The following is a 17,325-nucleotide window of genomic DNA, read 5'->3' as shown; positions in this document are numbered from 1 at the left end:
CCGGGCCGCCGCCCGCACCGGGCCCGGATCCCGGAACTAGGCTGGAGGCATGTCCGAACTCCTGCCGGCACGTGAGCCCAAACGCAAGCTCGCGCTCAAGCCCTACGCCCGCGCCGTGGCCCAGGTGCTGCGGGTGAGCTTCCGCGCCTCGCCGGCCGCCGTCGTCATGAAGGTCCTTGGCTCGCTGATCTCTGCCCTCCTGCCGCTCGTCACGACGTACTTTGCCGCCCTGACCACCACGGCGCTGGCTGCCGCCTACGCGGGCGACGCCGCCGCCGGTGGGCAGGCCATCATCTACGTCATCATCACCGCGGCACTCGGGCTTTTCTGGGGATCGTTCAGCAGCCTGGACCGCTACATCCAGCAACTGATGAGCTTCCGGGTCGGCGCGATCGTCGGGGACCTCATGTACGAGCGCTTCCTGACCCTGGATTTCTGGCGCTATGACGACAAGGAGACAGTGGACCTGTACGACCGGGCCAAACGCTTCTCCGATTCCTACGCCCGGGTGCTGGACCGGATCGCGGCGATCTTCACCCAGCTGGTGTCCGTGTTCCTGGCCATCGGTGCGCTGCTGCTGGTCAGCTGGTGGATTGCCGCGATCGTCCTGGTCGCGATCGTGCCAAGCGTCTACCTGCAGTTCAAGCTCTCCCGCGAACAGATCGCCCACTGGAACACCCAGGTCGATTCGCGCCGGCAACGCAGGATGATCGAGACCAACCTCCTGCGCCCGCAGCACATCGCCGAGATGCGGCTGTACGGGATCGTCGGCCACCTGATGGGGCTGCGCTCACGGCTGCGCGACGCCGACGAAAAGCGCCGGCTGGACTTCCAGAAACGCTACATTCCCAAACAGCTCGCGGCGGATGCCCTGCAGTACGGCGCCGAGGTGGTTTCCCTGATCTGGGTGGTGGGCCAGATCATCGCCCGGGCCCAGCCTGTGGGGCAGTTCCTCTACGTCCAGCAGATCGTCAGCCGCGCCCTCTCCACCGCCAACAACCTCGTCTCCTCGCTCAGCTCGATCGACGAGGACCTGGCCAACCTCAAGGACTACGAGCTGTTCATGGCGCTGCCCGTGCACTCGGACCACGCCCCGCCCCTGCTGCAGGCGCCGGAGACGGTGGAACTGCGGGACATCCGCTTCACCTACACCGGCAGCGATCTGGAAGTGATCCGGGGCATTTCGCTGACCATCAGGCAGGGACAGCACATCGCGATCGTGGGGGAGAACGGTGCCGGGAAGTCCACCCTGATCCGCATCCTGGCAGGGTTGTACCGGCCCGATTCCGGGCGGGTGATGCTCGACGGCGTCGACCTCGCCGCCGTCGACGTCACGTCCTGGCACCGGCACCTGGCGGTGCTCAGCCAGGAGTTCCTGAAGTACGAATTCGCCACCGCGGCGGAGAACATTTTCTTCGGCGACGTCGATTCGCCGCGCGACGACCGACGGATCCGCCGATCCGCCGCGGATGCTGAGGCCCTGGAGTTCCTCAACAAGCTGCCCAACGGCCTGGACAACCATGTCAGCAACTGGATGGAGGATCCGCGCGGGCGGAAGGGGTCCGGCCTGTCCGGCGGGCAGTGGCAGCGCCTGGCAATGGCGCGGAACTTCTACCGCGGCGCCACGTTCATGGTGATGGACGAGCCGACGTCGGCCATCGATGCGCTGGCGGAGCACCGGATCTTCACCCGGCTTTTCGCCGACCGCAGCAGCACCATCATCGCCATCAGCCACCGGCTCGCCACGATCGAGAAGGCTGACGTCGTCTACATGCTGGAGGACGGCCGGATCGTCGAACAGGGCACCCATAGGGAACTCGTGGCGCGCCGCGGCCGCTACTTCCGGATGTTCGAGTCCCAGCTGAGCGTCCCGGACGCGGAGGAAACCGCGCGCTGGGATAACCTAGAGCAGTGACTTACGAGATTGAGATTGGCCGAGGCAAGCGTGGGCGTCGTGCCTACTCCCTGGATGACATTGCGATCGTCCCCAACCGACGCACCCGTGACCCCAAGGACGTCTCCGTCTCCTGGCAGATCGATGCCTACAAGTTCGACATGCCTGTCATCGCGGCGCCGATGGATTCGGCCATGTCGCCGGAGACCGTCATCGCCCTGGGCCGCCTCGGCGGTCTCGGCGTGCTCGACCTCGAAGGCCTGTGGACCCGGTACGAAAACCCGCAGTCCGTGCTGGACGAAATCGCCGGCCTGGCGGACGAGACGAACAGCCCCGCCGTCACCCGTCGCATGCAGGAGCTCTACCAGGCGCCGATCCAGCCCGAGCTGATCACCTCGCGGCTCGCCGAGATCCGCGCCGCCGGCGTCACCGTGGCCGGCTCACTGACCCCGCAGCGCACGCAGGAACACTACAAGACCGTGGTGGCCGCCGGCGTGGACATCTTCGTCATCCGCGGCACCACCGTCTCGGCGGAGCACGTCTCCAAGGACCATGAGCCGCTGAACCTCAAGCAGTTCATCTACGAACTCGACGTCCCCGTGATCGTTGGCGGAGCGGCGGGCTACACCCCGGCCCTGCACCTGATGCGCACCGGTGCCGCTGGCGTGCTGGTCGGCTTCGGCGGCGGCGCCACCACCACCACCCGCCGCGCCCTGGGCATCCACTCGCCGATGGCTTCCGCCATCTCCGACGTCGCCGCAGCGCGCCGCGACTACATGGACGAGTCCGGCGGACGCTACGTCCACGTGATCGCCGACGGCGGCATGGGATCCTCCGGTGACATCGTCAAGGCCATCGCCATGGGCGCCGACGCTGTAATGCTGGGCAGCGCCCTGGCCCGCGCCGACGAAGCCCCCGGCAAGGGCTGGCACTGGGGCCAGGAAGCCCACCACCTCGAGCTGCCCCGCGGCGACAGGGTCAACGTGGGCACGGTCGGACCGCTCGAGGAGGTCCTGTTCGGACCCGGCCACCACACCGACGGCACCTCCAACCTGATCGGTGCGCTGCGCCGTTCCATGGCAACCACCGGCTATTCGGACCTGAAGGAATTCCAGCGCGTCGACGTCGTCGTCTCGCCCTACGCCGGGAACTGAACCCCAAGCTGGCGGTTGTTCGGCCCTGCCCATCCGGGAAACTTGGACGTAGTCTGGTGCCCTAACGAGGTTTGACCCGGATGGAGGCGTGACATGAACAGTTTTCCCGGCGGTTCTGCCGTGGCCGGAGGTGCCCTGGGGCCCGCGGAACGCGAGGCATCAATCACTGTGCTCAGGGGCAGCGCAGCCCCGGGTAAAGAGCTCGACATCCTGATCGTGGGCGGCGGCATTGTGGGAGCCGGCGCCGCACTGGACGCCGTCACCCGCGGGCTCAGCGTAGGCATCGTGGAGGCCAACGACTGGGCCGCGGGGACGTCGTCGCGTTCCTCGAAGCTTATCCACGGCGGCCTCCGGTACCTCGAAATGCTCGACTTCGCCCTGGTCAAAGAGGCCCTCCACGAGCGCGGCCTCATTCTCACCGTGCTGGCACCGCACCTGGCCCGGCCGGTCCCGTTCCTCTACCCGCTGCACAAGCCGTTCCTGGAACGGCCCTACATCGGCGCCGGCATCGCGCTCTACGACGCGATGTCCATCACCGGCGGGCACAGCCGCGGCGTCCCCTTCCACAAGCACCTGACCCGGCGCGGAACCCTGCGCGCCGCGCCCAGCCTCAAGGACGACGCCTTCGTGGGGTCCATCCGCTACTACGACGGGCAAGTGGACGACGCCAAGTATGTCGCCAACCTCGTCCGGACCGCGGCGCACTACGGCGCCCACGCGGTCAACCAGATGGCGGTGGTCGACTTCGTGCGCGAAGGCGAGCGGGTTGTCGGCGCCAAGGTGGTCAACCACGAGGACGGGTCCAGCTTCAACATCCGGGCCAAGCAGGTCATCAACGCCACCGGAGTCTGGACCGACGAGACCCAGGCCATGGTGACGGACCGCGGGCAGCTCAAAGTGCGGGCCTCCAAGGGAATCCACCTCGTGGTGCCCCGTGACCGGATCCAGTCCACCGTTGGGCTGATCCTGCGGACCGAGAAATCCGTCCTGTTCGTCATCCCGTGGGGCCGGCACTGGATCATCGGGACCACGGACACCGACTGGCACCTCGACAAGGCCCACCCGGCCGCGTCCAGCAAGGACATCGACTACCTGCTGGAGCACGTCAACAAGGTCCTCAAGCGCCCCCTGACCCGCGAGGACGTCGAGGGCGTCTACGCGGGGCTGCGTCCGCTGCTGGCCGGGGAAAGCGATTCCACCGCGAAACTCTCCCGGGAACACGTGGTGGCCCACCCGGTGCCGGGGCTCGTGGTGGTGGCCGGCGGGAAATGGACCACCTACCGGGTCATGGCCAAGGACGCCGTCGACGAAGCAACGCGCAGCATGGACGAGCGCGTCCCGGCCAGCTGCACGGAGTCCATTCCGCTGCTGGGGGCGAGCGGTTTCAAGGCCGCGTGGAACCAGCGGAACCGGATGGCCGAGGAGACCGGCGTCCACGTGGCCCGGATCGAACACCTGCTCAACCGCTACGGCGCCATGGCCCCGGAGGTGCTGGCACTGATCGCCGGCAACCCGGAACTGGCCGAACCGCTGCCCGGCGCGGATGACTACCTGGCCGCCGAAGCCGTCTACGCGGCCAGCCATGAGGGCGCCCGCCATGTCCAGGACGTCCTGACCCGCCGCACCCGCATTTCGATTGAGGCGTGGGACCGGGGTGTGTCCGCCGCCCCTGTAGTCGCTAAACTGATCGGAGACGTTCTCGGCTGGAGTGATGCGCAGCGCGAGAGCGAAATCAAGCACTATCTGGCCCGGGTCGATGCCGAGCGCCTGAGCCAGCAGCAGCCGGACGACGAATCCGCCGATGCCGCACGGCTGGGCGTCGAGGACATCGTGCCCCTGCGCTGAGCCGCAGCGCCGGCCGGCAGTGCGGACTACATCGTTAGTCATTGGACTGCCGGCCGGCGGGCACTGACGCCACTTCGAAGGGACATCTCTTGGCGGAACCACTGGACCGGTACGACGCCGAGCTCACCACACCCGGCATGGTGATCCTCGAAATGGATGCCGCGGACAAGCTCGACGCCACTTCCCAGCTCGCGGAACGCATGCATGCGGCCGGACGGATTGCCGATCTTGAGGGCTTCCTCAAGCAGGTCAACGCCAGGGAACACCAGCTCGCCACCGGCCTGCCCGGCGGCGTCGGACTGCCACACGCCCGCAGCGAACTTGTCTCCCAGACCTCCATCGCGGTCGGCATCACCAAGTACGGCAGGGCGCTCGACTTTGGCGCGGCCGACGGCCCGGCCACCGTGATCCTGCTCATCGCCACCCCGGCAAGCTCCTTTTCCGATCACCTCGAAGTGCTCGCGACGCTGGCCCGCTCACTGTCGAAGGAGTCCTTCCGCGAGTCGCTCCGCCGCGCCTACGACGCCGAAGTGATCGCCGAACTCATCAATTCCAGCCTGGTGTTCTTCGACCACTAGAGATTGGGGCAGGCCCTTTCGTGTCGACTCCGTCGCCACGCTGGGACCCGGGTGCCCCACTCTATGCTGAGGTCCGTTTCGTTGTTCTACACGGGGACGAAGTACCTTTAAGAGGTGCTGAAAACTGCCCTCAAACCCCGCTGGATCGCAGGACTCGTGTTCGCGATCGCCATTTCCGGGGTGTTTGTGCTGCTCAGCCAGTGGCAGTTTGGCCGTTCAACGCAGGCGGAAGCCCCGGTCTCCACCACCACGGAGGAAACGCGGCGGCTCACCTCGGTCCTGCAGCCGGGAGGGTTCTTCCCCGGATCGGTGGCCGACCAGATGGTCTCCGCTACCGGCAGCTACGACCCCCAGAAACAGGTCCTCGTGCCCGGCCGGCTCAACGGCGGGGCGAAAGGCTATTGGATTGTCTCGGCGTTCGCCGTCAAGGACGCCCCGGCCCTGTTGGGCAGCGGGGCCACACCGCAGACCTGGATTCCGGTCGCGCGCGGCTGGGTCGCGGACCCGGCGGACGCCGTAGCGCCGCCGTCGGGCACCATCGAACTGACCGGACGGCTGTTGCCGTCCGAGTCCCCGCTGCCGCAAACCGACCCGGGCCCCGGCCGCGCCAGCGCCGTCTCGGTCGCCGAACTCATCAACGACTGGAACGTCAGCAGCTACCCGGGCTTTGTCGCCGCGACCACTGAGCTGGCCGGCGGGACCGACGTCGGGCCCCTGGCTGCCGGCGGCGACGTCAAGCCCCTCCGGATCGGCCCGCAGCCGCCCGCGCAGCAGGTCAACTGGCTGAACCTCTTCTATTCCGTGGAATGGGTGGTCTTTGCCGGCTTCGCACTGTTCATCTGGTGGCGGCTCGTCAAGGACGACTACCGCCGGGACCTCGAAGATGCGCTCGACGAGGAACTGGCCGGGGAAGCGGCCGGCCAAGCGGTCAGCCACGACCCCGGCACCGCTGCCGAAGAGTCCCCGGCCGAACAGCCCACCACCGGCCAGCTGGCCGGCCCGCAGCCCCCGGCCGAACGGCCCGCGGACCCGAATCCCGCAGACCCGCAACCCACAGCCCCTTACCCCTCAGACCCGAGAGTGCAATCATGATCGAGCCCCAGCCCGCCATCCAGCCGCAGTCAACCAACGGCACGGGGACAGCCGGCAAGAAGCGCCGCTTCGGCGGCACCGAGGCCCAAATCCGGTCCGCCCTGAAGTTCTACAAGGTTCTTGCCTACCTGACAGGTTCGATGCTGCTCCTGCTCTGCGCCGAGCTGGTCGCCCGGTACGGCTTCGGGCAGTACCTGTTCGCCGGCGGCACCGACGCCATCACCGGCCAGCCGTTCGGCTTCGGGTTCGCCGACGCCGAGCCGGCAGGGGTGATCGGCGGCGTCAACCTCTCCGTCACGGTCCTGATCGTGCACGGCTGGATGTACGTCGTGTACCTGATCTCCAACTTCCGGCTGTGGTCCCTCATGCGCTGGCCGTTCAGCAAGCTCGTGGTCATGGCCCTGGGCGGCGTCGTGCCGTTCCTGTCCTTCTTCGTCGAGAAGAAGTTCCACGCCGAGGTCGAGGCCGAACTCGCGGCCAACCCGCAGGCGCCCCAGCGCTACTGAGCCCCAGCATCGTGGGCGGGGGACCGTGCGACGGCGGCGGCAGCCGCCGTCGTGCGTGTGAGTTCGCTTACCCCGACCCCGAATTCGGGGCCCGCACGGGCTTCTCAATGTGCGGGCGGGCAGCGGCGCAAAGTAGGCTAGTGGGGTGACTACTCCCACTTCATCCCAGACGTCCCACAGGCCGGTTCTGGTTGTTGACTACGGTGCCCAGTACGCGCAGCTGATTGCCCGCCGCGTCCGGGAAGCGAATGTGTATTCGGAAGTGGTTCCGCATACGTACAGCACCGAGCAGCTGCTGGCCAAGAACCCCGCCGCGATCATCCTCTCGGGCGGCCCCTCGAGCGTCTACGCCGACGGCGCCCCCGGCGTCGGCGCCGACCTCTTCGAAGCCGGTGTTCCGGTCTTCGGCATCTGCTACGGCTTCCAGGCCATGGCGAACGCGCTCGGCGGCAAGGTCGACAAGACCGGCCTGCGCGAGTACGGCTCCACCGAGACCACCGTCCTCGGCGAGAGCCGGTCCATCCTGGCCGGCATGCCGCAGAGCCAGAGCACCTGGATGAGCCACGGCGACTCTGTCCACGAGGCGCCCGAGGGCTTTGAAGTTCTCGCGACCACGGCCGGCGCCGAGGTGGCAGCCTTCGCGAACGAAGAGAAATGCCTCTACGGCGTGCAGTGGCACCCCGAGGTGAAGCACTCCGCCTACGGCCAGCAGGTTCTGGAGAACTTCCTGTTCAAGGGTGCAAAGCTGGAACCGAACTGGACCGCGGGCAACATCCTTGAGGAGCAGGTCCAGCGCATCCGCGAGCAGATCGGCGACGCCCGGGTCATTTGCGGCCTTTCCGGCGGCGTCGACTCCGCAGTGGCCGCAGCCTTGGTCCAGCGGGCCGTCGGCGACCAGCTGACCTGCGTGTTCGTGGACCACGGACTGCTGCGCGAGGGCGAGGCCGAACAGGTCGAACGCGACTTCGTAGCCGCTACCGGCGTCAAGCTCTACGTCGCCAACGAGCAGGAGCGCTTCCTGAGCGCCCTCGCCGGCGTCAGCGATCCCGAGACGAAGCGCAAGATCATCGGCCGCGAATTCATCCGCGCGTTCGAGGAAGCCGAACTGGCGATCATCGCCGAGGCAGCGGCGCACGGCGAAAAGATCAAGTTCCTCGTCCAGGGCACCCTGTACCCCGACGTCGTCGAATCCGGCGGCGGCGAAGGTGCGGCCAACATCAAGAGCCACCACAACGTGGGTGGGCTCCCCGAGGACCTGCAGTTTGAGCTCGTGGAACCCTTGCGCGCCCTGTTCAAGGACGAGGTGCGCGCGGTCGGTGCCCAGCTGGGCCTGCCGCAGGAAATCGTCGGCCGCCAGCCGTTCCCCGGCCCGGGCCTCGGCATCCGGATCGTCGGCGACGTCACCAAGGAACGCCTGGACCTGCTCCGCAAGGCCGACGCCATTGCCCGCGCCGAGCTGACGGCGGCCGGCTTGGACAACGAGGTGTGGCAGATGCCCGTGGTGCTGCTGGCCGATGTCCGCAGCGTCGGAGTCATGGGCGACGGCCGCACCTACGGACACCCGATTGTCCTTCGCCCCGTGTCCTCCGAGGACGCCATGACCGCCGACTGGTCGCGGTTGCCCTACGACCTCCTGGCCCGGATCTCCAACCGGATCACCAACGAGGTGGATGGCGTGAACCGCGTGGTGCTGGATGTGACCAGCAAGCCGCCGGGAACAATCGAGTGGGAATAGCATTATGAATGGCCGGCCTTTCGAGGCCGGCCATTTCATTTTGTTGCTGGCAATTCGGGTTATTCCGGGCAATTCAGGCTGAATTTTGGCCGCCCCAGTGTTGCGGCCCCGCACGTGCGGGGGTTTCGGGCTACTCTCGAAAGCATGCCGGTATGGTCCAAGGCGTCCCGCGCGAGCCAGACAACCGAGAGCACACACAACGTGGCCTGGGAAAGCGCGGACGTGACACAGACGAGCGTTGATACGACGAACGCGCTAGAGTCGAGCCCGCCACGGTCCGGCATAAGGATGCCCGGCCCAGAGATGTCGGGTCCAGAGAAGTCGAGCACAGAAAAGAAGGCAGCAGTGTCAGTTGGTCAAGGCCACCCCGAGGGCTCCGAGGAGTTCAGGAAATGGCTGTCGGGGCTCAAGCCCGTCACCGGAGCAGACACCATGCTGCGCTTCACCAAGACGCCCGAAGGCTCCATTGACCTGACAAACGCCCATCCGTCGGGGCTTGCCCAGCTGATGGCCGGCCGGCGCACCCGGCTCTCCACCCTGATCCGCGACCGCCAGCAGTACATTATCGCGGCCAGGGCATCGCGCAACCTGCGCTCCAAAATCTTCGAACTGTCCAACGACCGCGGCATCGACGCCGGGTATTTCTCCGCCGGAACGGTAGTCTGGACGTCCGCCGTCGGGGGCAAGCCGCAACGGATCTCCGCCCCCGTCATGCTCACCGCCATCTCCCTCACAGTGCGCCCCGGCGAGGACGACTACGAACTGCAGCTCACCGAACAGGCCCAGATCAACCCCGCCCTGGTCCGGCACCTCAAGTCGGTCCACGGGATTGTCTTTGACGTCAACGCGGTGACGCGGATGGCCTACAGCACGGCCCGTTATGACCCCCAGCCCGTCCTGGACCGCCTGGGCACCCTGGTCCAGCCGATTCACGGCGCCGAGGTCGAGCACAACCTGCTGGTCTCCACGTTTGCCGACCTCTCCGGGAACCTGGACGATCCGTGGATCAACCAGAACAACCCCCTCGTCACCGCCCTGGCACGGTCCGGTTCCGGTGAACGGGTCGAGGTGCCCGTGCTTGAGCCCGGCCGCTTCCCCAGCACGGATGAGCGGGACCCCGCCGAGGAACTTTTGCTGCTCGATGCCGACACGGACCAGCAGTATGTGATCGATGCCGTCCGCGCGGGCGACTCGCTGGTGGTCAGCAGCCCGCCGGGCACCGGCCAGACCCAGACGGTCATCAATACCATCGGCGCCCTCGTGGACGGGGGCAAGTCCGTCCTGGTGGTGGGCGACAGGCGGGCCAGCCTCACCGAGATCTCCGCGCAGCTGGACGGCCTCGGCCTGGATTCGGTGCTCTTGCAGCTGGCCGGCAACGCCAGCCCGCTGCAGCTCAAGGGCCAGCTGGTCCGGGCGATCGTCCGCAACGAGAAGTCGCTCGAGCCGCAACTGAGCAACCTGCACGCCACGCTGACCGGGCACCGCCACGCCCTGATGGACCACGTCGCCTCGCTGCACAATGTCCGGGCCCGCTGGGGCTGCTCGCCGTATGAGGCCATGCAGTCGCTGGCGGAGCTGACCTCCATCCAGCCGGCGCCGGCCACGACGGTCCGGCTCAAGCGCAGCGTGCTGGACAACATCCGGGACCGCGAGGAACTCGCCGGCCGGCTCCGCCGCGCCGCCGAGCTCGGCAGCTTCAGCCGCGCGTCGACCACCAGCCCCTGGCACGGCGCGCGTCTGCTCACGCGCAAGGAGACGCAGGAAGCGCAGAACGTTGCCAAGACCGTAGCGGAGAGACTGCCCCTGCTGCGCGGCCGCATGGACGCGGTGGCCGAACACGCGGAGATCCGCCTCGGCGGGACGTTCGCCGAATGGGGCGAGCAGATCGAACTGCTGGTGGCCGTGCGCGAAAGCCTGGACAAGTTCACGCCCGACATTTTCGACCGGCCCGTCCACGACCTCATCTCCGCCACGGCGTCCTCCGCCTGGCGCCGGGAGCGGGGGATCGAAATGCCGTCGATGCAGCGCTCCCGCCTGCGCCGGGTGGCGAAGGAATACGTCCGGCCCGGCGTGCACATCGCTGACCTGCACAGTTCCCTGGTCCTCGTCCAGGAGCAGCGCGCCGCCTGGGCCGGCTACGCCACCACCCAGCGGCACCCGGCCGTACCGTCCGGACTCGGCGAAATCACCGGCCTGTACCGCGAGCTGGCATCGGAACTGGACGAACTCGGCCAGGCGGTCAGGCACACCGCCGCCGGCGGCGACCTGGACCGCGCGCCCTACGACGAACTCCTGGCCCGGGTGCAGCGGCTTGTCGCCGACACCGCGACCCTGGAAACCCTGCCGGAACGTACCCTGCTTGTCGAGAGCATGCGCGAGCACGGCCTGGGCGAGCTCCTCGCCGACCTCGCCGAGCGCGAGGTTCCGGAGGAATCGGTGACCGCCGAACTGGAGCTGGCCTGGTGGCAGTCGGCCCTGGAAGCCATGATCAGCGGCGATGACTACCTCGCCATGTCCGACGGCGACGCCCTGCGCCAGCTTGAGGCCGAGTACCGTCTCGCGGACAACGCCCATATCGCCAGCGGCGCCGCCCGGCTGCGGTGGAACCTCTCCGAACGCTGGCGCACGGCAATCACGGAGTACCCCCGCCAGGCCGAGCTGCTGCGCAGCCTGCTGAAGGACGGCCGGGTGACCCTGGCAGCCCTGAGCGGCCAGGCGCAGGAACTCCTGCCCACGCTCGTACCCGTGTGGTCCGTCAGCCCATACCTCATGACCGGTCTCCTGCCGATCGAGCAAACCTTCGACGCCGTGGTGATCCTGGACGCGGAGACGACCTCGCTGCAGGCCGTCCTCCCGGCCATCGCCCGGTCCCGGCAGGTGATCGCCTTCGGTGATGAACAGATCGCCAGCCCCCGAACCTTCACCGTCGGTGTCGAACGGCTCGCCGCCGGGGAGAGCTCCTACCAGAGCGTCGAGAGCTCTTACGGGGCACTCGCTGCGGTGCTTCCCGTCCGGAAGCTGAGGACCGTTTACCGGGCGGTCGATGAAGACCTGGTGCGACAGCTCAGCAAGGGTTATTATGCCGGGGAACTCACCCGGCTCCCCGAAGGGCAAGCCGCCACGGGACTTGACCGCTCCCTCAGCGTGGAGTACCTGCCCGACGGCACCGGGCTGCCCAGCGCGGACCACGACGGCGTCGAATCGGTTGTGGCCGAGGTGAACCGCGCGGTGGAACTCGTCTTCGAGCACGCCCGGCTCCGGCCGCGGACCTCGCTGGCCGTGGTGACCGGCAGCCTTCGCCACGCCGCCCGGATCGGCGAGGCCATCAGGGCGCAGCTGCCCAACTATCCCATGCTCGGCAGCTTCTTCACGGCCGGGGACGAGTCCTTCCGCGTCGTGGATCTGGAACGGGCGCAGGGTCTGGTCCGCGACCACGTCATATTCTCCCCGGGCTATGGCCGCACCCCGCACGGGCGCACCCTCCACAGCCTCGGGCCGCTCTCCGTCGACGGGGGGCGCGCCAAATTCGCCCTGGCGATGACGCGTGCACGCCGGTCGCTGCACGTGCTCAGTTGCTTCCGTCCCGAAGACCTCGATGTCAGCCGCCTCAGCCACGGCGCCGTGGACTTCTACGAACTGCTGGACCGTGAGATCGCCGGCAATTCCGATCTCGGCAGCCCCGCTTCCCGGGCCGCGGCCAGCGAGCAGGCGCTCGGCGCCGACCCGCTCGTGGCCGACCTGGGCGACAGGCTCCGGGCACGCGGGGCGCGGGTCTGGCACCAGTACGACGGGGTCCTCAACATGGTGGCCGCCGCCGACCCGATGACCACGATCGGCCAGGACGATGCGGAAATTCCCCGCCCGGTGGCGATCGAGTCGGACGGCACGGGCCACTACCGGCGGATGAGCGTCCGGGAGCGGAGCAGGCTCCGGCCGCAGCTTTTGGAGCGCCTTGGCTGGCGGTACATGCCACTATGGACCATAGAGGTCTTTACCGACCCCTCGGCCTGCGCCGACCGGATTGGCGGTTACCTCGGGTTGGAGAAGCCTGCCGCGTCCAGCCGGCTGCGGACATCGCAGGGGTTCTTCGATGACGACATCGAGCACCTGGCGATTGACGAGGCGCGCGCCGCGGAGAACCATCTGGCGGCCGAATTCGCGGAACGCACCTTCGGGGGCCATGAAACTTCAGGGCTGGATTTCGGCCGCCAGGGGCCAGCAACAGGAACAACTGACAGTACAGGCAGTAAGGAGGCCGGCGGCATGAGTGCGGACGGCGACATCCAGATCAACACCGGCGCCAACGAGGGCGACGCGGGCGGCACCTCCGAGCCGAAGCCGGGCGAATCGACCGGCGCCGGACCGGAGCAGGAAACGGCCACGGAAACGGCCACGGATACGGCCCGCCGTGCGGAGGCGCAGGCCACCGTCCCCGGGGGCGTGCTGCCGAACAAGGCGGCGGAAGACGATCCCCGTCGCTGGGGCGACCAGCCTGACAACTACGATCACGACGCATGGCTCCAGGAGCAGAAGCCGCCGCACTGGGGGTAGGAACCGGCTGGAGAAGCGCTGACCGGCGCCGGGGAGCCTGCGGGCTTTGACGGCGCCGGCAGGGCTCTGGGACGGCGCCAGCCCGGGTACTGGCCCGGCGTAGCCGCCGAACCGGCGGGCCCAAGTCGCCACCTGCCCTAGCCCGGCGCGGCTGCCACAAGCACGAAAAACAGCTTGCCTTGGGTAGATGCGCCCGCCAGCCTTCGTGCCTGGTCGGCCGACGCCGCTACAACCACCAGCCCCTCAGTCTCCGCCGTGGCTGGCCACGGCCCTGCGCTGCCGCCCTGCGCTGAGGTCCAGAGCACCGGGACGGCTTCGGCAAGGGTTTGGCTTTCGGCGGGTTGTTCAAAGCCGTTGCCGCCGGTGAGCACAACGTTGACGAGCTGCCCGGGGGAGACCAGCTGGATGGCTGCAGGGTCCGCCATCCTCAGCGGCACCGCAGCGGAGCCGGGCGGGCTTCCGGCGAGCAGGCCGGGGCCGAGAACCTGGGCGTCAGTGAGGAGCTGGCCGTGGCGCAGCGGTGCGGCCAGCTGTTTCCCCTCGAACGAAGTTTCGCTGCCGGGGCTGCCGGCCGGGACGAGCCCGGGCGGTACTCTGACCCTGCTGACATCGCCGGGTTCCAGAGTCTTGCCCGCGGGAAGATCCGCCGCCGCCGCGAAAGCCATGACGGTGTCGGCGGGCGCGGGCGTGAGTTGCTGGACGGTGAGGCCGGCGGGGACGCAGAACAGGAGCGCGGCTAGGAGCCGCCGGTTCCGGTCCAGCCAGCCGCGCAGGCGGCGCGGCGATGGACGGCCGCGGGGCGTTCGCGGCTTGCGGGGCTTGCCGGGCCCGTTCCGGCTCCGACTGGGTCGGCCGGGCGCCGATAACCTGGCCGGCGGGAGGCCGGACACGCGGATCCCGGTGCGGTTCCAGCGTCCGGAGCCCTCGCCGGGACTTCGCTGGGACCGCGCGAAAGAACGCCCGGGCGCAGTCGCGTAGGGAAATCCGGCCGAGGCCGCGCACGGCGACCAGAACGACGGGGGAGATAGCGCACTGAGGGAAAGAGCCATGCAGCCACGCTACGGATCCCCGGATAGTGGCGGGAACCACGGATTGGCCTATGTGGACAATTGCAGGCGGGCCAAGGGATTACGCAGGCTTGGCCAGCGGGGGTCCAACTGACAGCGGCGCCGAGCCGGTGGGTGCCCGCTAAGCCGCGGGGGCCTGTGCGCGGGTGCCCCTTAGGCCGCGGGGGCCGGCGCTGGGGTGGCCGCGGGTGCTGCGGGAGCAGCGGAAACCGTGCTGCCCTTGGTGTCGCGGGAATCGTTCCGGTAGAAGCCGGAGCCCTTGAACACTACGCCGACACTGTTGAACTTCTTGCGCAGCGTGCCTTGGCACTCGGGGCAGGACGTCAGGGAGCTATCGCTGAACGACTGCACGATCTCGAAGGCGTGGCTGCAGTCCTTGCAGGCATATGCATACGTGGGCACTGTAAATCCTCCTCTGGGACAAACGAGCAGGTCCCGTGCTGTCGAGCCGGGACCACGTCGGTATGCCTACCGACAGGGTCCGTGCTTAGCAGTCGCAGGGCCTGAGTGCCAATTCTATCACCTTGGCCGGAACCCCTATCCGCCGGCCGGTATCAGCCGAGCCGGATGATCCCGCCCGGGGTCAGCGCAGCGTCGACCTTACGGTCGAACGACTCGGCGGGGATGCTGTCCGCGGGCAGCACCTCCGTGTCATAGACGACGGCGGCAGTCGGCAGCGCTTCGGCGTCGGACGCGGCGTCGCCCGCCCCTGAAGGCGAGGGGGTCAGGGCGGCCAGGGAGGCAAGGAACTTGTCGTAGTAGCCGCCGCCTTGCCCGATGCGGTTTCCCGAGAAGTCCACGGCGGTGGCCGGCAGGATGATTGCGGTAGCGGCCCGCATGACGGCGGTGCTGTGGCGCTCCCCGACGGGTTCCTGGATGGGGGCGAACCTGCTGCGGACAAACCCGGACTGCGGGGTCCAGTACACCCAGCTGAGCTCAAGTGCGGGTTCGCACACCGGAAGCAGCACGCGGTGTCCGGCGTCGGTCAGGGCCGACAGCAGTGGCAGCGTGGGCGGTTCGGTGCCCACGCCCAGGTATGCCGCGAAGGTGCCCTGACGGCCGCCGGCCAGCCCGGAGGCCCACTGGAGCCCATGGCGGGCGATACCGGATGCGGCGGCATCGAGTGCGGCCAGCGGAAGTGCGGAACGCTTCGCCCGGTGGCTGGAGCGTATTTCCTCTTTTGACGCCATGCTGGCCCGTCCTCTGCCTCTTGCGGCCGCGACGCACCGGGGGAGGGCCGGCCGGGCGGTTCGAATTATAATTACGCAATGATTGGTCCCTCCGTTAGATTAGTCGAGTGAATACACCCCACGCTTCTGTTCGTAAGGCCGTCATCCCCGCCGCGGGCCTTGGTACCAGGTTTCTTCCAGCCACGAAGGCCATGCCCAAGGAAATGCTGCCTGTCGTTGACAAGCCGGCCATCCAGTACGTCGTTGAGGAGGCCGTGAATGTCGGCCTGAACGACATCCTGATGATCACGGGCCGTAACAAGCGGGCGTTGGAGGACCACTTCGACCGGGTTCCGGCGCTGGAGTCCACCCTGAAGGCGAAGGGCGACACGGCCAAGCTCGAGTCCGTCCAGGCTGCCAGCAACCTCGGCGACATCCACTACGTCCGCCAGGGCGATCCCATGGGCCTTGGCCACGCTGTCCTCCGGGCCAAGCAGCACGTCGGTCAGGAGCCGTTCGCCGTCCTGTTGGGCGATGACCTCATTGACGCCCGCGACGAGCTCCTCAGCACCATGATTGAAGTCCAGGCCAAGACCGGCGGGTCGGTGGTCGCACTGATCGAGGTCGACCCGTCCCAGATCAGTGCCTACGGCTGCGCCGACGTCGAGGCGATCGGCGGTGAAGACTACGTCCGCATCAATCAGCTCGTGGAGAAACCCGACGTCGAGGACGCACCGTCCAACCTGGCCGTGATCGGCCGCTATGTGCTGCACCCGGCCGTCTTTGAAGTCCTCGAGCGCACCCCGCCCGGACGCGGCGGAGAAATCCAGCTCACGGACGCGCTGCAGGAACTTTCGGCCGGCACCGGCGAAGGCTACGGCGTGTATGGCGTCGTCTTCCGCGGCCGCCGCTACGACACCGGCGACAAGCTCAGCTACCTCAAGGCCTGTGTCCAGCTCGCCTGCGACAGCGATGACCTCGGCCCGGGCCTGCGCGAATGGCTGCCCGGCTTCGCGTCCAGCCTCGCCCCCAGCCTCGCCAAGTAACTCCCGTGGGGGGCAGCTTCAACTGGCCGGTGACTCTGGAGAGTGGCGACATTGTGTTGCGCCCGATCCGGTACCGGGACCGCAAGGAGTGGACAGAACTTCGGTCCCGCAACTGCGAATGGCTGGCCCCCTGGGAGGCATCAAACCCCGTCCCCGGCGGCGGGCTGCCGGATTACCGGCAGATGGTCCGTTCCCTCAAGGCCCAGGCCGCGCAGGCCACGGCCCTGCCCTTCGTGATCGCTGAATGGACGCCGGGTCACCAGGCGCCGGTGATCGTAGGGCAGCTGACTGTCTCTTCGATCGTGTGGGGTTCGGCCATGATGGCGACGCTTGGCTACTGGGTCGACAAGGAGCGGGCCGGCCGCGGGATTGCCCCGACCGCCGTGGCCATGGCAACGGACTACTGCTTCGGCACCCTGGGCCTGCACCGCATGGAGATCAACATCAGGCCGGAGAACGCGCCGAGCCTGCGGGTGGTGGAGAAACTGGGGTTCCGCGATGAGGGTTTCCGGCCCAGGTTCCTGCACATCAATGGTGAATGGGCCGACCACCGTACCTTCGCGCTCACGGCGGAAGAAGTGCCGGAAGGCCTGCTTTCACGGTGGCTGAGGACCCGGCAGGCCTGAACCGTGATGGCCGCCTGACCAGCCAAGACTCCCGACGGCGGCCAGCTGCCGCGGCGCGCGCG

General features: G+C 68.1%; 13 protein-coding genes. 10 read left to right on the top strand and 3 right to left on the bottom strand.

What is annotated here, in order from left to right; all coding sequences use genetic code 11:
* The first annotated feature begins 49 nt into the window (after positions 1–49).
* The 8 genes from ACFVTM_RS11125 (at position 50) to ACFVTM_RS11090 (ending at position 13,355) form a co-directional block, all read left to right on the top strand.
* Positions 50–1,915 (top strand): ABC transporter ATP-binding protein, encoded by a 1,866-nt coding sequence (locus ACFVTM_RS11125; protein WP_390203527.1) that lies wholly within the window; start codon positions 50–52, stop codon positions 1,913–1,915.
* The gene (locus tag ACFVTM_RS11120; RefSeq protein ID WP_390203526.1) at positions 1,912–3,048 is read left to right on the top strand and encodes a GuaB3 family IMP dehydrogenase-related protein; all 1,137 of its coding nucleotides are present in this window, start codon (positions 1,912–1,914) and stop codon (positions 3,046–3,048) included. Before ACFVTM_RS11125 ends, ACFVTM_RS11120 begins: the two co-directional genes overlap by 4 nt.
* 93 nt (positions 3,049–3,141) lie before the next feature.
* Positions 3,142–4,893 (top strand): glycerol-3-phosphate dehydrogenase/oxidase, encoded by a 1,752-nt coding sequence (locus ACFVTM_RS11115; protein ID WP_390203525.1) that lies wholly within the window; start codon positions 3,142–3,144, stop codon positions 4,891–4,893.
* A gap of 89 nt (positions 4,894–4,982) precedes the next feature.
* Positions 4,983–5,471 carry a PTS sugar transporter subunit IIA gene (locus tag ACFVTM_RS11110; protein WP_390203524.1) on the top strand — a complete coding sequence of 163 codons (489 nt, stop codon included), beginning with the start codon at positions 4,983–4,985 and terminating at the stop codon, positions 5,469–5,471.
* A 114-nt stretch (positions 5,472–5,585) separates the two neighbouring features.
* Entirely contained in the window at positions 5,586–6,563 is a 978-nt protein-coding gene (locus ACFVTM_RS11105) for an SURF1 family protein (RefSeq protein WP_390203523.1), read from the top strand.
* Complete coding sequence (locus ACFVTM_RS11100) at positions 6,560–7,069, top strand: DUF3817 domain-containing protein (RefSeq protein ID WP_390203522.1); 510 nt, start codon at positions 6,560–6,562, stop codon at positions 7,067–7,069. Before ACFVTM_RS11105 ends, ACFVTM_RS11100 begins: the two co-directional genes overlap by 4 nt.
* Before the next feature lie 145 nt (positions 7,070–7,214).
* A complete protein-coding gene (guaA, locus tag ACFVTM_RS11095; RefSeq protein ID WP_390203521.1) occupies positions 7,215–8,804 on the top strand; it encodes a glutamine-hydrolyzing GMP synthase in 1,590 nt (529 codons plus the stop codon).
* A 345-nt stretch (positions 8,805–9,149) separates the two neighbouring features.
* The gene (locus ACFVTM_RS11090) at positions 9,150–13,355 is read left to right on the top strand and encodes an AAA family ATPase (protein ID WP_390203520.1); all 4,206 of its coding nucleotides are present in this window, start codon (positions 9,150–9,152) and stop codon (positions 13,353–13,355) included.
* A 137-nt stretch (positions 13,356–13,492) separates the two neighbouring features.
* On the opposite strand, the gene ACFVTM_RS11085 is transcribed toward ACFVTM_RS11090, so the two are convergent.
* From ACFVTM_RS11085 to ACFVTM_RS11075, 3 genes are all read right to left on the bottom strand, one after another.
* Positions 13,493–14,245, bottom strand: coding sequence for an RcpC/CpaB family pilus assembly protein (locus tag ACFVTM_RS11085; protein WP_390203519.1), 753 nt, complete (start codon positions 14,243–14,245; stop codon positions 13,493–13,495).
* Positions 14,246–14,575: 330 nt separating this feature from the next.
* Positions 14,576–14,824, bottom strand: a complete 249-nt coding sequence (locus tag ACFVTM_RS11080) for an FmdB family zinc ribbon protein (RefSeq protein WP_390203517.1) — start codon at positions 14,822–14,824, stop codon at positions 14,576–14,578.
* A 152-nt stretch (positions 14,825–14,976) separates the two neighbouring features.
* Entirely contained in the window at positions 14,977–15,612 is a 636-nt protein-coding gene (locus ACFVTM_RS11075) for a 5-formyltetrahydrofolate cyclo-ligase (RefSeq protein ID WP_390203515.1), read from the bottom strand.
* Between the two features lie 107 nt (positions 15,613–15,719).
* Here ACFVTM_RS11075 and galU point away from each other — a divergent pair, with 107 nt between their 5' ends.
* Both galU and ACFVTM_RS11065 read left to right on the top strand, forming a co-directional pair.
* Positions 15,720–16,637: a UTP--glucose-1-phosphate uridylyltransferase GalU gene (gene galU, locus ACFVTM_RS11070; protein WP_390203513.1), complete on the top strand. Its 918-nt coding sequence runs from the start codon at positions 15,720–15,722 to the stop codon at positions 16,635–16,637.
* A 5-nt stretch (positions 16,638–16,642) separates the two neighbouring features.
* Positions 16,643–17,263 carry a GNAT family N-acetyltransferase gene (locus ACFVTM_RS11065; RefSeq protein ID WP_390203512.1) on the top strand — a complete coding sequence of 207 codons (621 nt, stop codon included), beginning with the start codon at positions 16,643–16,645 and terminating at the stop codon, positions 17,261–17,263.
* Positions 17,264–17,325: the final 62 nt, after the last annotated feature.

It is taken from the genome of Arthrobacter sp. NPDC058130 (genome assembly GCF_042884475.1).
GTDB lineage: Bacteria > Actinomycetota > Actinomycetes > Actinomycetales > Micrococcaceae > Arthrobacter.
This window is presented reverse-complemented; position numbering and strand designations above follow the sequence as displayed.